Origin of the sequence: Aeromonas hydrophila subsp. hydrophila ATCC 7966 (assembly GCF_000014805.1) — a bacterium.
GTDB lineage: Bacteria > Pseudomonadota > Gammaproteobacteria > Enterobacterales > Aeromonadaceae > Aeromonas > Aeromonas hydrophila.
This window is the reverse complement of record NC_008570.1, coordinates 2,185,519-2,199,507: the sequence shown is the minus strand read 5'-3', so window position 1 is coordinate 2,199,507 and position 13,989 is coordinate 2,185,519. Positions and strand designations below refer to the sequence as shown.

General features: G+C 58.7%; 11 protein-coding genes. 3 read left to right on the top strand and 8 right to left on the bottom strand.

Going from position 1 to position 13,989, the window contains the following annotated elements; translation table 11 throughout:
• Positions 1–126: 126 nt before the first annotated feature.
• Complete coding sequence (gene sixA / locus AHA_RS10090; protein WP_011705868.1) at positions 127–594, bottom strand: phosphohistidine phosphatase SixA; 468 nt, start codon at positions 592–594, stop codon at positions 127–129.
• A gap of 162 nt (positions 595–756) precedes the next feature.
• Between sixA and AHA_RS10085 the strand changes: the two genes are divergently transcribed.
• A complete protein-coding gene (locus tag AHA_RS10085; protein ID WP_011705867.1) occupies positions 757–3,531 on the top strand; it encodes an insulinase family protein in 2,775 nt (924 codons plus the stop codon).
• Positions 3,532–3,839: 308 nt separating this feature from the next.
• Here AHA_RS10085 and AHA_RS10080 read toward each other — a convergent pair whose 3' ends face one another.
• Together AHA_RS10080 and AHA_RS10075 are read right to left on the bottom strand one after the other, a co-directional pair.
• Positions 3,840–4,493, bottom strand: coding sequence for a thiopurine S-methyltransferase (locus AHA_RS10080; RefSeq protein ID WP_011705866.1), 654 nt, complete (start codon positions 4,491–4,493; stop codon positions 3,840–3,842).
• Positions 4,494–4,708: 215 nt separating this feature from the next.
• Positions 4,709–6,058, bottom strand: a complete 1,350-nt coding sequence (locus AHA_RS10075) for a leucine-rich repeat-containing protein kinase family protein (RefSeq protein WP_164927616.1) — start codon at positions 6,056–6,058, stop codon at positions 4,709–4,711.
• Between the two features lie 314 nt (positions 6,059–6,372).
• Here AHA_RS10075 and AHA_RS10070 point away from each other — a divergent pair, with 314 nt between their 5' ends.
• Both AHA_RS10070 and AHA_RS10065 read left to right on the top strand, forming a co-directional pair.
• Complete coding sequence (locus tag AHA_RS10070) at positions 6,373–7,137, top strand: SDR family oxidoreductase (RefSeq protein ID WP_164927615.1); 765 nt, start codon at positions 6,373–6,375, stop codon at positions 7,135–7,137.
• Between the two features lie 51 nt (positions 7,138–7,188).
• Positions 7,189–8,016, top strand: a complete 828-nt coding sequence (locus AHA_RS10065) for a bifunctional transcriptional activator/DNA repair enzyme AdaA (RefSeq protein ID WP_011705863.1) — start codon at positions 7,189–7,191, stop codon at positions 8,014–8,016.
• 341 nt (positions 8,017–8,357) lie between these two features.
• Here the strand turns inward: AHA_RS10065 and AHA_RS10060 are convergent, their stop codons facing one another.
• The 5 genes from AHA_RS10060 to guaB form a co-directional block, all read right to left on the bottom strand.
• On the bottom strand, positions 8,358–9,167 hold the full coding sequence (locus tag AHA_RS10060; RefSeq protein WP_011705862.1) for a TIR domain-containing protein: 810 nt from the start codon (positions 9,165–9,167) through the stop codon (positions 8,358–8,360).
• 65 nt (positions 9,168–9,232) lie between these two features.
• On the bottom strand, positions 9,233–9,565 hold the full coding sequence (locus tag AHA_RS10055) for a hypothetical protein (protein WP_139348866.1): 333 nt from the start codon (positions 9,563–9,565) through the stop codon (positions 9,233–9,235).
• Positions 9,566–9,889: 324 nt separating this feature from the next.
• On the bottom strand, positions 9,890–10,162 hold the full coding sequence (locus AHA_RS10050) for a hypothetical protein (protein WP_010633780.1): 273 nt from the start codon (positions 10,160–10,162) through the stop codon (positions 9,890–9,892).
• Positions 10,163–10,540: 378 nt separating this feature from the next.
• Complete coding sequence (gene guaA / locus AHA_RS10045; RefSeq protein WP_011705860.1) at positions 10,541–12,130, bottom strand: glutamine-hydrolyzing GMP synthase; 1,590 nt, start codon at positions 12,128–12,130, stop codon at positions 10,541–10,543.
• Between the two features lie 83 nt (positions 12,131–12,213).
• Positions 12,214–13,677 carry an IMP dehydrogenase gene (gene guaB / locus AHA_RS10040; protein WP_011705859.1) on the bottom strand — a complete coding sequence of 488 codons (1,464 nt, stop codon included), beginning with the start codon at positions 13,675–13,677 and terminating at the stop codon, positions 12,214–12,216.
• Positions 13,678–13,989 lie beyond the last annotated feature (312 nt).

Sequence of the window (13,989 nt, the reverse complement as noted above, 5' to 3'; positions counted from 1 at the left end):
AACCTCTTGCAGTTGTATCCGTATGACAGCAGCTTCTGCGAAATAATTCCGTAAATTCTGTATAAAAATCCGGAAAAATCGCGACTCTCTTCCCCAAAAAACCAATCTATAACTTTTTATTAACTTTTAGCGTATTGTATGTGGTCCTTCCAACCAGAGCAAGACCCCCTTGCCATCTTGCCACTCGATACAGGCCAGACCTGAGGTGGCAAACATGGGGGCACCGGCCGCCGGACAGAGGCTCTGCACCAGATATCCCACCAGCGGCAGGTGGCTCACCATCAGGATGCTGTCGTGCTTGGCCGCAAGCGCAGTGAGGTAACTCGCCACGAAGGCCGGATCGCCATAGGGGGTGATGTCACCGCTCTCTTCGACGGCCCCTGCCTTGGGTAATTCACTGCATATGCTCTGCCAGGTTTGTTTGGCGCGCAGATAGTTGCTGTGGATCACCCGATCCAGCTTGTCGCCAAGCTGGGGGGCCAGCCAGCGGGCCATGTGGATGGACTCTTCGATTCCCTGCTCGGTCAGTGGACGCTGTTCATCTGTTTTCGCATTCATGCCAGCCTGGCCATGACGCATGATGTAGATTTTCATTACAACCTCGCCCAACGGGCCTGTTTTGATAGCGGGGGGATCTTACCCCGCCATGCCGGGGGAAACAATTGCGCTACCTCTCAGAAAAGGGTTTGCCTCACCGGGTAGCGGGGTCGATAATCATGTTTAAATTCAAATAAATCCAACAAGAGTCACGCGCCAATGAGCCCATATGCCAGTCCCAACGACCATCGGCAGTACCACTATCTGGAGCTGGCAAACCGGCTCAGGGTCTTGTTGATCTGCGATCCCGACACCGACAAGTCTGCCGCCTCCCTGGCCGTCAACACCGGCCACTTCGACGATCCGGCGGACCGGCAGGGGATGGCTCATTTCCTTGAGCATATGCTGTTCCTTGGCACCTGCACCTATCCCAAACCTGGTGAATACCAGCAATTTATGAGCCGTCATGGCGGCAGCAACAACGCCTGGACCGGCACCGAGTTCACCAACTTCTTCTTCGAGATCGACAACGGCTTCTTCGAGGCCGGGCTGGATCGCTTCTCCCAGTTTTTCATCTGCCCCACCTTCGATCCCGAGTGGGTGGACAAGGAGCGCAACGCGGTCGACTCCGAATACCGCCTCAAGCTGCAGGACGACGTGCGCCGCAGCTACCAGGTACATAAGGAGACGGTCAATCCCGCTCACCCCTTCGCCAAATTCTCGGTGGGCAATCTGGATACCCTGGCCGATCTGCCCGGCCGGGATCTGCGCTCCGACCTCATCCGGTTTTACGAAACCCACTACAGCGCGGATCGCATGGCGCTGGTGATGATCTCGCCAGCCACCATCGAGACCCAGCTCGGCTGGTGCGATCGCTTTTTCGCTCCCATTTTGAATCGCAATTTGGGAACGCCGACCCTCGAGATGCCCCTCTACCGGCTCGATGACCTGGGCATTCGCATCCAGATCAATCCGGTCAAGGAGACCCGCAAACTCGCGCTCACCTTCCCGTTGCCCAACGTGGACGAGTATTACGACAAGAAGCCCCTCACCTTCCTGAGCCACCTCATCGGCTACGAAGGGGACGGCAGCCTGCTCTCCCTGCTCAAGGCGAAGGGCTGGGTCAACCAGCTTTCCGCCGGCGGTGGCATCAGCGGCGCCAACTTCAAGGATTTTGGCGTCAACTTCGGGCTGACTCCGCTTGGGCTTGAACACGTCAACGAGATAGTGGCGGCCCTGTTCGGCTACTTGAAGCTCATCGAGCGCGGCGGGGTGGAAGCCTGGCGCTATGACGAGAAGCGCACCGTGCTTGAATCCGCCTTCCGCTTTCAGGAGCGGGGCCGGGCGCTCGACACCGTCTCCGGGCTGGTGTTGAACCTGTTCAGCTACGCTCCCGATGACCTGCTCTACGGCGACTACATGATGCGCGCATACGACGAGCCGCTCATTCGCCGCCTGCTCGCCAAGCTCACCCCCCACAACCTGCGCCTGACCATCACGGCGCCGGAGCTGGCCACGGATCGCCTAGCCCGCTGGTATCAAACCCCCTACAGCGTCTCCATCATCACGGAAGCGGAGAAGATCCGCTGGCAGCAGAGCGAGCCGGATCCGGCGCTGGCCCTGCCGCTGCCCAACCCCTTCATCAGCAACCGGCTCGACGTGCGCACACCCGAGCTCACCGCCGACATGCCCGCCTGCCTCATCGATCGGCCCGGCTTTCGGCTCTGGCACCTGCACGAGCATCAGTTCAGCGTGCCCAAGGGCAACCTCTACATCTCCATCGACAGCGAGCACGCGGTCAAGAGCCCGCGCCACATCGCCATGGCACGCCTCGCGGTAGAGCTGCTCACCGACCACCTCAACGCCCTCACCTACCCGGCGGAGCTGGCGGGGCTCGGCTATCAGATCTATGCCCACCAGGGCGGCTTTACCATCAATCTCAGCGGCTTTGCCGACAAGCAGCCGCTGCTGCTCGACATGATCCTCGGCAACCGCACCCTGGGTTACCCAGATCCGGCCCGCTTTGCCGAAATCAAAGAGCAGCTCATCCGCAACTGGGACAACCAGTCCAAGGCGCGCCCCATCTCCCAGCTGTTCAACCAGCTCACCAGCCTGCTGCAGCCCAACAACCCGCCGTTCGAGCAGCTGCTGCGCCACCTGCGCAGCGTCGAGCTGGGCGAAATGCCCGCCTTCGTGGCGAGCCTCTTTGCCGAGGTGCACGTAGAGACCCTGGTGCACGGCGACTGGACCGCCGCCGAGGCCCTTGAGCTCGCCGCCCTGCTGGAGCGCCACCTCGGCGTCAACAGCCAGCCCAGTGCCGAGACCCGCCGCCCGCTCATCTCCATTCAGGACAGGGGCACCCTCATTCGCGAACAGGGCTGCGAGCATGAAGACTCGGCCCTGCTGGTCTACTACCAGTCGCGTACCACCCGGGCGCGGGATCTGGCCTGCTTCACCCTGGCCAACCACATCATGTCCTCCACCTTCTTTCACGAGCTGCGCACCCGTCAGCAGCTCGGTTACGTGGTGGGGGCCGGCAACCTGCCCCTCAATCGCCATCCCGGCCTCATCTTCTACATCCAGTCGCCGGTGGCCGGGCCGCAGATCCTGCTGGATGCGGTGGAGGAGTTCATCGACCTGTTTCCGCTGGCCATGCTCGAGCTCACCGCTCAGCAATGGCAGGACAGCAAGGCGGGCCTGCAGGCCCAGCTGAGCGAGCGGGATGCCAACCTGCGCAGCCGCGGCCAGCGGCTTTGGGTCAGCATCGGCAACAAGGATCTGGGCTTTGATCAGCGCGAAAGGGTGTGCGAGGAGGTGGGCAACCTGAGCCGCGCCGATCTGATGCGCTTTATCACCCAGCTGAGATCGAGAACGTCGGATCGGCTGATCCTCTGCAGCTATGGCCAGGGCCACGAGCACGACGAGCGCATCACCGGCCAGTTCATCGACGATCCGCGTGCGTTTAGGCTCAATGCCGCCACCTTCGAGGCCTGATCAGGCCGCCTGTTTCCCTTCTTGCAGCCAATAAAAAGCCGACCCCGTGGGGTCGGCTGGAAAAACCATAATCAATTGCGACCAGAGCCGCCAAAAGTGAACATGAGCGTGAAAATCAGACACTGAGTTGATGGTCGGCGGGCAGTCCCAAACCAGAGCGCGCCTGCCGATGACAACAGTGATTGAGAAACAGGCTCATCTTAGGCACTCCCCTCCCTTGTCACGTTGATCTATGTCAAAGGAGGTAATAAAGAGTCAACCAGCTGCAGCTTTATGGCGAATTTTATCGCCTTGGCTCACGCTTTTGGTCAAGCCTCTGGACGGCGCACCAGCCGGTAGGCCACCTCGTCGAAGTAGGAGAGCTGACCCGACAGCACCCTGGGGTGATCGAGCTCGGCCGCTCGCCCCAGCACCTCGACCTGGAAGTGGCGCTCGAACAGGGTGCGCACCTCCATCTCCCCCACCGAGAACGGCGGCTGGCGCTGCTGCTCCGGCTGATATTCCAGAGTCACCAGTAGGATCTGGCCACCCGCCTCGATAAGCCGGCTCATCAGCTCGGCATATTGACGGCGCATGGCGGTCGGCAGAGCGATGAGGGCTGCCCTGTCGTAAGCCAGCCGATAACGGCGGCCAAGTTCGGGGGCGGCGAAAAAATCCCCCTCATAGATGCGCAGGCTGTCGTGCTGATGGCACTGATAGGGCCCCTCGGCACTCACCGTTTCATTCAGCTTGTTCTCGCTGAAAAAGCTGTTGATGGCGACGGACGAGAGTTCGAACCCGTCGACCGGATGGCCCTGCCCGCTCAGCCAGAGCATGTCGCGGGACTTGCCGCACAGGGGCACCAGCACGGGCTCGCCCTGCTGCTGAGCCGACCACCAGGATTGCAGCCAGCGATTGAAATCCGCCTGATGAAAGCCGATCCGGTTCTCTTCCCAACGCTGATGCCAAAAAGCCGCTTCCATCCAGTCACCCCTGTCATGTAAAGATGCCTCAATATCACAACTTAGCCCGCTGCACGCAAGCACCAACAAGGCGGCAGCCACAACTTTTGCCAAAAAAAGCGGAACAAAACAAAAAAGGGCCCGAAGGCCCCCTTTTGACATCTTTTTGTCATCCACTCCTGCTCTTTTTCGCCTGCTTTGCGCCTGCTATTACAGCGACGGCAGGGCGAGCCGGATCAGAGCAAAACTGGCTCGGCGCAGATGACCGGCGCCACCGCAGCAAGCCTGGCCGCAATCTCGGCAAAGTCGGGGCGCGCCGCCACCACCTCGGCGAGACAGTCATCCACCAGCGCATGCAGGGCATCCAGCCTGTCATCACAGGGGGCACAGCGGGCCAGCAGCTCTTCCAGCAGGCAGCCGAAGGCTCTCACTTCCAGTCGCTCCAGCAAGCCGGCCAGCTCACCATCGGTTCGCTCGTAACAGGAGGCGGCGCCGAAATCCCCGAGCAGCAGCCGCCCCTCCTCTTGCAAGGAGTGCAGCATGTTGTGGGCGTAGAGATCGCCGTGCAGGATGCCGCGTCCGTGCAGATGCAGCGCGGCGCTTGCCACTCCCTGCACCATGGCCAGCAGCGCAGCCGGGGTGAAGCGGGCATCGGCTTGATAGATATCGCGAGTGCAGGAGTCCAGGCTCGGCGGCCCCGCCAGGTTGATAAAATCAGGGTCTATCAGCGCCATCACCAGTGCCGGAATGCCGGAGGGGTGATCGCCCACCCGCCCCTCGACCCCGACCAGATGGGGATGACGACCAGCCGCCAGCGACACCGCCAGCTCGCAGCGGGGCAGTCCATCGCTGGTCACGGCCCCCTTGAAGCACTTGACCGCCACCGCCCGCGGTCCCGCCGGCGTTGCCAGCTCGGCGCGATGGATGACGCCGGATGCCCCCTGCCCTAGCAGCTCGCCCACCTTAAGTGAATCCCACGGGATGTCGGCCACCGAGGCGCACTGGCCCAGCCGCTGCTCCTGCTTGTCGCTGAAAGGGTTGCCTGCATACGCCAACCAGGCGAGGCGTGGCAGCCTCACCAGCCAATGCGGGAGCGCCTCGAGCCGGTTGGCGGCGATGCGCACCAGCTCCAGACGCTGGCAGTTGGCAAGGGTCACCGGCAGCTCGCGCAGGCGATTGCCCGAGAGCATCAGCTTTTGCAGGGCGCCGCATTGACCCAGCTCATCGGGCAACTGCTCCACCGCATTGTCGGTCAGGATCAACCAGCGCAGCCCCGCCGGTAGCGACGCAGCGGGCACCGTGACAATCTTGTTGGCCTTGAAGCCCACCATGGTGAGCGCCGGACAGCGCCCCAGCACCTCGGGCAGCTCGGTAAAGCGGTTCTCGGAGCAGAAAATGATGCGCAGCTTGCTGAACTCGGCCAGCCCGTCAGGCAGCCGACTCAACTGGTTGCCGGTGAGATCCAGTACCTCCAGCGTCTCTTTGAGACTGAAGATTTCGGGCGGGAACTCCGTCAGGTTTTCGGCGAGTTTGAGGTGGCGGGCGCCGCAGAGTTTACCTGCGCGCAGCTGTTCCAGGGTATGCATGACATCGTCTCTATCGGGGTGACCGGCTCGCGGCCAACGGCGCTGCCGGTGGTTGGCCAAGCAGTCAAACCGGCAGTCAAAAAAAGAGGGGGCATTATAGAGAATGACGGCCGAAGATCCCCTGTTTTGTTGCCGCAAGGGCCGGTATCTGCGCGCAGCAAGGCGGCATGGGGGCAAAGAGAGCAAGATCCGGGTCGTGTCAGCGAGGGCCGGTTGCCATAGTGGAGCCGAACCAGAGTGGGGTCGAGCCTATTGAGGGTCGAATCCATTACCAACCCTGTGCGCCCGCACAACACACCTGCGAGGGAACTGCCATGTCATTACTGTCCAACAAGGTCGCCATCATCACCGGCGCCAGCTCCGGCATCGGCCGCGCCAGCGCCATCCTGTTTGCCCGGGAAGGAGCCAGCATCGTCGTCGGCGCCCGCCGCCAGCCCGAGCTGGATCTGCTGGTGGAGGAGATCCGCCACGAGGGGGGCCAGGCGGTAAGCCTGGCGGGAGATGTGAAAAACGAAACCTATGCCCGAGCCCTGGTGGATCTCGCGCTGACCCGTTTCGGCGGGCTCGATATCGCCTTCAACAACGCAGGTATCACGGGGACACCGGGCAGCGTGCCGGCGCTTGAACTGGCGCAGTGGCAGGAGACGCTGGATACCAACCTCACCAGCGCCTTTGTGGGGGCCAAGTACCAGATCCCCGCCATGCAGGCACGCGGCGGCGGTTCGCTTATCTTTACCTCCACCTTCGTCGGCCATACCTTGGGGCTGCCCGGTATGGCGGCCTATGCCGCAAGCAAGGCGGGCCTCATCGGCCTGACCCAGGTGCTGGCCGCCGAGTATGGGGCACAAGGGGTGCGGGTCAACGCCCTGCTGCCGGGGGGTACCGACACCCCCATGGGACGGGCCTTTACCGATACGCCGGAGAGCCTCGCCTTTGTGCAGAATATGCATGCCCTCAAACGGCTGGCCCAACCGGAGGAGATCGCCCGCTCGGCCCTTTATCTCGCGTCCGATGCATCCAGCTTTACCACCGGCATTGCCCTGCTGGCCGATGGTGGGGTATCTATTTGTCGCACATGACCTTGTCGCACCCCATATCCTGCGGCTGCAAACCTATCGTGAGAGCGCCTTATGTCTGATTACGCCCGCATCGCCGATGCCATCCGTTTTATCGCAAGCCAGGTGGCGCGCCAGCCCACCCTGGACGAGATAGCGGCGCACGTTCACTTAAGCCCCTTTCACTTCCAGCGGCTGTTCAGCCGCTGGGCCGGGGTGACGCCCAAACGCTATCTGCAGGTGCTGACTCTGGAGCGGGCCAAGGCACTGCTGCAGGAATCACGCCCGCTGCTGGAGGTGGCCGATACCCTGGGCCTGAGCAGCGGCTCGCGGCTCTACGATCACTTCGTGCAGCTCGAAGCGGTGACGCCGGGTGAGTACAAGCAACGCGGCGCCGGGCTGGTTATCGATCACGGGGTGCATGACACCCCCTTCGGCCAGGCGTTTGTCGCCCTGACCCCGCGAGGGGTGTGCAACTTCTCGTTTCTCGATGACCAGAATCCACAGGCGCCGCTGGCCGCCCTTGCCCACAGCTGGCCAGAGGCAGAACTGAGGGAGGCGCCATCACGCACCCGGGGGGTCATCCACACCATGTTCGATACCAGCAAGGCACAGGATCGTCCTATCTCCTTGCACGTGAGCGGCACCAACTTTCAGATCAGCGTTTGGCGGGCGCTGCTGCAGATCCCGCCCGCCAAGGTAGTGAGCTACGCCCAGGTGGCGAGCGCCGTCGGCAATCACAAGGCAGCTCGCGCCGTGGGGCTGGCGGTGGGCGCCAACCCCGTCGCCTTGATGATCCCCTGCCACAGAGTCATCCAGCAAAACGGCAAACTCGGCGGCTATCACTGGGGCGAGACCCGCAAACAGGCGATACACGCCTGGGAAGCGGCGAGGTATGAGTGAGCGTGGCCTTTTTCTGCTCGCCCTGATGGGGGAGAAACAGGAGTGTTGGTTGTGAGTCAGCAAACTATCAAGGTCACGCCGAACGAGCATTCACGATATAAAGCGAGGGCATTAGCAGAGTCGGGACGCAGATCGCCCCTTTTTGTTGCTTTGGCGAGACATAGCGCTTAGCAACACCACCCCAGCAAATTAACGAGACATGTAGGATGCAATAAGCGCAGCGCATTGCACCGTTTTCAGAGCGACTTTTTGGCAAACTAGAAGGAACAAAAGTAGAGGTGCAATTTCATTGCACCCTACAACTACAACACTCTAAATAGCGGAGGAATACCCCAGCCAGATTAACATTTCTCTGGTGAAGTAAGAGTTTCAATACGATCTTGATTTGATAGACAAACGTCATTTCCGTACTCAGTTAACTTGTAGCTAAAATACTCATTACCATTGAAATCAGAGCTATTTAATTTTTCGATCATGCCTAAACGGGTGAGTTTTATTATAGCTAAGTTGATTTTAGCCGAACTTAAATCATATTTAATGAAACGATTATACAAATCCCAACTAACGCAACCATCAACATCTGAGTTTACAGACTCAAGCAACACTGACAATGCGATCATATCTGTGTCGGTAAGCGTTGCTAATTGAACATTTACATCAATACGTGATTTTTCCTGAACAGAATCAAGTTCAAGCAAACCTTGTAGTTTGAAAGCTCGTTTTATTTGTGTAGCTGAGTAATTGAGAGATGACGCTAAGTCTTCATCACTTCTGTTTGCATCAAAATCAGTTGGAGTAATACCTAGAAGATCACTTGGGAAATGCAAGTCAACGCCACGTGGCTTTACAATAAAACACCGGTTCTTTCCTATTGCACCAATAAACAAACCAAGTTCAAAAACTACGTTATCTCTTACAACATACTTTTCTCTAGATCTAATAATTGTCAGATCATCAGGAGAAAAAATGAAAATAGAGAAATCCACAGACTTAGCTTTTGAAATCAAGTCATCAAGAGCGTTACTCGAAATATTAAATGTACCATTCCGCCATATTGTAACTTCTGCATCAAACTCTAAGTTTTCAGCAATTGCATCTGCTATAGGTAGGCTTTCAACAGATGAACCGATAAATACTCTTGGCTTTCTCATAGTCTCTCCAATTTTTTGTTAAAAAATTCGCAAAGCCGTGAACGAAGTAAATAATATATTAAGGGTCATTTATTGAAATATGTCTCTAATACATTACCTGATGCCTCATCAACTCTGCAGTTGAATCCCGCAAAATTCCCTACCCATAATGGAGATTCACTTGTAATGTAGGTGTAGGCATCAACCGCACCTTGACCAATATCTGATGCCCGCCAAATAAAACTCCCCGCACGAGCATAGCAAAATAGGTTTCTAGCCGGGCTATTTCTCTCAAAGGCCATCCAGTCATATATGACCAAAACGTGTTCGTGAATCAGTGATGCGCTGAGGACTGGATATTCACCTTTAAAGCGAACACCATCACCTTCAATCCAGTTTTCATGCACTGTAAGCTGCATGTGACCTCTAATGGCGATTAGATGGGAAGCGGTACAGGTCAGTTTACTGAGCTTGCCATATAACTCTGCGGCTACTCTAACTTGACGAAAAAAGGCTGTTACCGAGCCAGTATGCTAGCGAGCAAGGAAGATAATAAAAAGTGTGAGATGGCTGTTTCCTGAGCAAGATCAACAAATTAAATAAGAAGTACCAATGCTGGCCACATATCAACGGTGCCGGATCCTAGATAAAGAAAAGACGCCCTAAGGCGTCTTTCTTGTTGCTGGACGTTGGAGCCAACCGGTTGAGGGCTTTTCTCCTCCCCACCTAGCCCCACTACCCAATCAGATCGGGGTGATGGAGGTGATATGGGCCGAGCCATCCAGGGATTGGAAGATCTGCACCACGGCTTCCCCGTGGATCGGGTTGGGCAGCGGCACCGTGGTTTTGCATTTGAAGCGGTAGTTGGTGCCGGCGACGACCTGGGTGGAGACTTCAAAGGGGGTGTACTGCACCCCGACAAATCCTTCCAGCGCCTGGTTGAATACGGCCTGATCTTTGGCGCTCAGCTTGTGGTAGGCAGTCCATCCGCCCAACAACACTGCTTGTTCTGACATAACAAACCCTCCGTGATCTCTTGTCCCTACTCGTTTGGCTGTTCGGGTTCCGCCCCGTTTATTCAAGTGGTGTCCGGACTCCACCGGGGGCCACACCAGATTTGGTATGTCCGGTGTCGACAGTGCCCATGAAGGCGTTGCTGTCGTCACCCTCCCCTACTGCCACGACCCTCGCCTCACAGCACCGGTCTCAATTGGCATGGCTGAGCCTAGTGCGAGATCCATAAAACACCCCCTGTCATATCTGACAGAGGCAGGGAGGGAAGAAAGCAGCTAGCGAGGGGAAAAGTGAGGCGCAAACGATTGGAAAAAGAAAAGACGCCGCAAGGGCGTCTTTTTTACATTTTTATGTTTGAAGGGTGAAAGGGCGTTAGCCGCTTATTCCCATTCGATGGTTGCGGGCGGCTTGCCGGAGACGTCGTACACCACGCGGGAGATACCGTTGATCTCGTTGATGATGCGATTCGAGACGTGACCGAGGAAGTCGTACGGCAGGTGGGCCCAGTGGGCGGTCATAAAGTCGATGGTTTCGACGGCGCGAAGTGCAATGACCCAGTCATACTTGCGACCATCGCCCATGACGCCAACGGAGCGCACCGGCAGGAACACGGCGAACGCCTGGCTGACCTGATTGTAGAGGTCGGCTTTGCGCAGCTCTTCGATAAAGACCGCATCGGCCTTGCGCAGCAGGTCGCAGTACTCTTTTTTCACTTCGCCAAGCACCCGCACGCCCAGACCCGGCCCCGGGAACGGGTGACGGTAGAGCATGTCGTAGGGCAGACCCAGCTCGAGGCCAACGCGGCGTACTTCGTCTTTGAACAGCTCGCGCAGCGGTTCGACCAGACCCATCTTCATCTCTTCCGGCAGGCCGCCGACGTTGTGGTGAGACTTGATGACGTGGGCCTTGCCGGTCTTGCTGGCAGCAGATTCGATGACGTCCGGATAGATGGTGCCTTGCGCCAGCCAGCGGGCGTTTTTCAGCTTTTTCGCTTCATCGTCGAACACTTCGACGAACACGCGGCCGATGATCTTGCGCTTGGCTTCCGGCTCATCTTCACCGGCCAGGGCAGAGAGGAAGCGCTCTTCGGCATCGACCTTGACGATGTTCAGACCAAAGTGATCGCCAAACATCTCCATCACCTGCTGGCCTTCGTTCAGGCGCAGCAGACCGTTGTCGACGAAGACGCAGGTCAGGCGATCGCCGATGGCACGGTGCACCAGCATAGCAACCACGGAGGAGTCGACCCCGCCGGAGAGGCCGAGGATCACCTCGTCGTCACCCACCTGCTCACGGATGCGGGCAACGGCGTCGTCGATGATGGTGGCCGGGGTCCACAGGCATTCACAGCCGCAGATGTCTTTGACGAAGTGCTCCAGCATGCGGGCACCCTGACGGGTGTGGGTCACTTCCGGGTGGAACTGCACGCCGTAGAAACGCTTGGCCTCATTGGCCATGGCAGCGTGCGGGCAGGTGGCGGTCTGGGCGATGGTGGTGAAGTCGGCCGGGATGGTGGTGACCTTGTCACCGTGGCTCATCCACACATCCAGCAGCGCATTGCCGTTGTCGGCGATGGCATCTTCGATGTTGCGCAAGAGGGCACTGGTCTTGCCAGAGTTGCCCAGCACTTCCACCTTGGCGTAGCCGAACTCACGTTCGGTGGAGGATTGCACCTTGCCACCCAGCTGCTCGGCCATGGTCTGCATGCCGTAGCAGATGCCAAACACCGGCACGCCGGCGTTGAACACGTACTCAGGGGCGCGCGGACTGCCTGCTTCGGTGACGGACTCGGGGCCGCCGGAGAGGATGATGCCGCTCGGATTGAATTCGCGCATCTGCTCTTCGGTCACATCCCAGGCCCACAGTTCGCAGTAGACGCCGATTTCACGCACGCGGCGGGCGATCAGCTGGGTGTACTGGGAACCGAAGTCGAGGATAAGGATACGGTGCTGGTGAATGTCTTTAGTCATTTTATTCCTGCATCAGGCTGCTGTTGTCACAAAAAGCACGGGATAAAAAAGCGGTGGAGAAACGGGGCCGCAGCCCCGTTTTATCAGCCCATCCGATAGTTGGGGGCTTCTTTGGTAATGGTCACGTCGTGAACGTGGGACTCTTTCATCCCGGCGCCCGAGATGCGCACGAATTCGGCCTTGGTGCGCATGTCGTCGATGGTGGCGCTGCCGGTCAACCCCATGGAGGAGCGCAGGCCACCCATCTGCTGGTGGATGATCTCTTTGAGGCGGCCCTTGTACGGCACGCGGCCTTCGATACCTTCTGGCACCAGCTTGTCGGCGGCGTTGTCGGTCTGGAAGTAGCGGTCGCTGGAGCCCTTGGACATGGCGCCGAGGGACCCCATGCCACGGTAGGATTTGAAGGAGCGACCCTGGTAGAGCTCGATCTCGCCCGGCGCCTCTTCGGTACCGGCGAACATGGAGCCCACCATGACGCAGCTTGCGCCAGCGGCGATGGCCTTGGCCACGTCACCGGAGAAGCGGATGCCACCATCGGCAATCACCGGGATGCCGGTGCCTTCCAGCGCGTCGACGGCGTCGGAGATGGCGGTGATCTGGGGCACGCCCACGCCGGTCACGATACGGGTAGTACAGATGGAGCCCGGGCCAATACCGACCTTGACGGCGTTGACGCCGGCAGCGGCCAGCGCCTTGGCACCGGCGGCGGTGGCGACGTTGCCGCCGATGATCTGCAGATCAGGGTAGGCTTCGCGGGTCGCCTTGATGCGATCCAGCACGCCCTGGGAGTGGCCGTGGGAGGAGTCGATCAGCAGCACGTCCACACCGGCTTCCACCAGGGCGGCGACGCGCTCTTCGTTGCCTGCACCGGCACCGACGGCAGCACCCACCCGCAGACGACCCTTGTCGTCTTTACAGGCGTTCGGCTTGCGCTCGGCTTTCTGGAAGTCTTTGACGGTGATCATGCCCTTGAGTTTGAAGTCGGCGTTGACCACCAGCACCTTCTCGATACGGTGCTTCTGCATCAGGCCAACCACCTCTTCGCGGGGGGCGCCTTCACGCACGGTGACCAGACGATCCTTCTGGGTCATGATCTGTTCGACAGTCTGGGAGAGATCGATCACGAAGCGCACATCACGACCGGTGATGATGCCGACCAGCTGATTGCCCTCGGTCACCACCGGATAACCGGCGAAACCGTTCTTGTGGCTCAGCTCTTTGATCTGGGCGATGGTCATGTCGGGGCGTACGGTGACGGGGTCAGTGACCACACCGCTCTCGTACTTCTTGACCTTGCGCACTTCGGCAGCCTGCTGCTCGATGGACATGTTCTTGTGGATAAAGCCGATACCGCCTTCCTGGGCCAGTGCGATAGCCAGACGGGCTTCGGTCACTGTGTCCATGGCAGCGGAGATCATGGGGATGTTCAGGCTGATGGCAGAGGTCAGCTTGGTACGCAGATCGGCAGTATTGGGAAGAACTTCGGAGTGGGCGGGAACCAACAGTACATCGTCGAAGGTTAACGCTTCTTTGGCAATCCTGAGCATGGCAATATCTCACCGTTGAGGAAGTGGGGGTGTAAAATATTGCCGACGAAGTTTACTCACGCATTGGTCACTGGTAAAGAAGTTTTTTGAATTTTTTATGGCGTTTTGGCCTTTTCAGCCGCCAAGCCGCTAAAAAACCAACATTTTCAGTCGCAAAACAGCCTTTTGGGGACAAAAGAGTTGTCTCATTGCGGTTTTATGCAAAAAAGTTCCCGTTTCATTTTTTCACACAGCCCCGCTTCCCCTCCCCCGTTGCAGACTGTTTGGCCCTGCTCGAGCACACTCGACAGCAAGCTCATGCGCGCTTGGCCA

What these genes read in the sequence shown, in the direction of transcription:
- guaB (WP_011705859.1), bottom strand. Translation starts at nt 13,677, where the DNA reads ATGCTCAGGATTGCCAAAGAAGCGTTAACCTTCGACGATGTACTGTTG.
- AHA_RS10065 (WP_011705863.1), top strand. Translation starts at nt 7,189, where the DNA reads ATGTCTGATTACGCCCGCATCGCCGATGCCATCCGTTTTATCGCAAGC.
- sixA (WP_011705868.1), bottom strand. Translation starts at nt 594, where the DNA reads ATGAAAATCTACATCATGCGTCATGGCCAGGCTGGCATGAATGCGAAA.
- AHA_RS10070 (WP_164927615.1), top strand. Translation starts at nt 6,373, where the DNA reads ATGTCATTACTGTCCAACAAGGTCGCCATCATCACCGGCGCCAGCTCC.
- AHA_RS10060 (WP_011705862.1), bottom strand. Translation starts at nt 9,167, where the DNA reads ATGAGAAAGCCAAGAGTATTTATCGGTTCATCTGTTGAAAGCCTACCT.
- AHA_RS10085 (WP_011705867.1), top strand. Translation starts at nt 757, where the DNA reads ATGAGCCCATATGCCAGTCCCAACGACCATCGGCAGTACCACTATCTG.
- AHA_RS10075 (WP_164927616.1), bottom strand. Translation starts at nt 6,058, where the DNA reads ATGCATACCCTGGAACAGCTGCGCGCAGGTAAACTCTGCGGCGCCCGC.
- AHA_RS10080 (WP_011705866.1), bottom strand. Translation starts at nt 4,493, where the DNA reads ATGGAAGCGGCTTTTTGGCATCAGCGTTGGGAAGAGAACCGGATCGGC.
- AHA_RS10055 (WP_139348866.1), bottom strand. Translation starts at nt 9,565, where the DNA reads ATGCAGCTTACAGTGCATGAAAACTGGATTGAAGGTGATGGTGTTCGC.
- guaA (WP_011705860.1), bottom strand. Translation starts at nt 12,130, where the DNA reads ATGACTAAAGACATTCACCAGCACCGTATCCTTATCCTCGACTTCGGT.
- AHA_RS10050 (WP_010633780.1), bottom strand. Translation starts at nt 10,162, where the DNA reads ATGTCAGAACAAGCAGTGTTGTTGGGCGGATGGACTGCCTACCACAAG.